Consider the following 949-nt stretch of genomic DNA (forward strand, 5'->3'; position numbering starts at 1 on the left):
CTCGTGCCCCGCGCCGGTGTCGTCTACAAGGTCACGCCCGACGCCTCCGTTTATGCCAGCTGGAGCCAGAGCTTCCGCCCGAACTCCTCGATCTCCAGCTATCTCGGCGCGCTGCCGCCGGAGGAGGGCGACGCCTACGAGGTCGGCGGCAAGGTCGAACTCGCCGGCGGCCTGACCGCCACCGCCGCCCTGTTCGACCTGCGCAAGCGCAACGTGCTCTATTCGGAGGTGGTCAACGGCCTGACCGTCAACCGCACCGCCGGCGCCGTGCGCTCGCGCGGCTTCGAGCTCGACGTCGCCGGCGAGGTGGCGCCTGGCTGGAGCGTCATCGGCAGCTACAGCCTGCTCGACGCCCAGGTGACCAAGGACCCGCTCTACCAGGGCAACCGGCTGGCCAACGTCGCCCGCAGCACCGCCTCGCTGTTCGTCACCCATGATCTAGGGGCCGTGCTGGGCAGCACGGCGTTGCGGGTCGGCGGCGGTGCCCGCTATGCCGGCAAGCGTGCCGGCGATGCCGCCAACAGCTTCTATCTGCCGTCCTACGTCGTCGCCGACGCCTTCGCCGCCTACGACACCGATGTCCATGGCACGCCCGTCACCTTCCAGGTCAACGTCAAGAACATCTTCGACAAGACCTACTACACCTCGGCGGTCAACAACCTCGGCGTCGCCATCGGCGAGCCGCTGCAGGCGGTGTTCCAGACCCGGGTCAGCTTCTGATGCGCCTGATCCCGCCGTCTCTCCCGGCCGCCGCTTTGCTGCTGGCCCTGTCGCCCGGCCTGGGCCAAGCGGCGGAGATCCGCACGACCGACCTCGCCGGAAACCACGTCCTCCTGGCGAAGCCGGCGGAACGCATCGTGGCGCTTCCCGCCCCCTCCGCCCCGACGGTGATCGCCGCCGACCGCTCGGCCGACCGTCTCGTCGGCATGCACCAGACGGTGGGCGAGGT

2 protein-coding genes are annotated in these 949 nt (G+C 70.0%); both read left to right on the top strand.

Annotated features, from left to right (window positions below):
* On the top strand, positions 1-720 hold a 720-nt coding region (locus I71_RS26195), incomplete at its 5' end, for a TonB-dependent siderophore receptor (protein WP_042700859.1).
* Positions 720-949 (top strand): hypothetical protein (locus I71_RS26200; protein ID WP_042700863.1); only part of this gene is annotated, 230 nt, incomplete at its 3' end. The genes I71_RS26195 and I71_RS26200, both read left to right, overlap by 1 nt.

This window comes from Azospirillum sp. B506 (assembly GCF_000333595.1).
Taxonomy (GTDB): Bacteria; Pseudomonadota; Alphaproteobacteria; order Azospirillales; family Azospirillaceae; genus Azospirillum.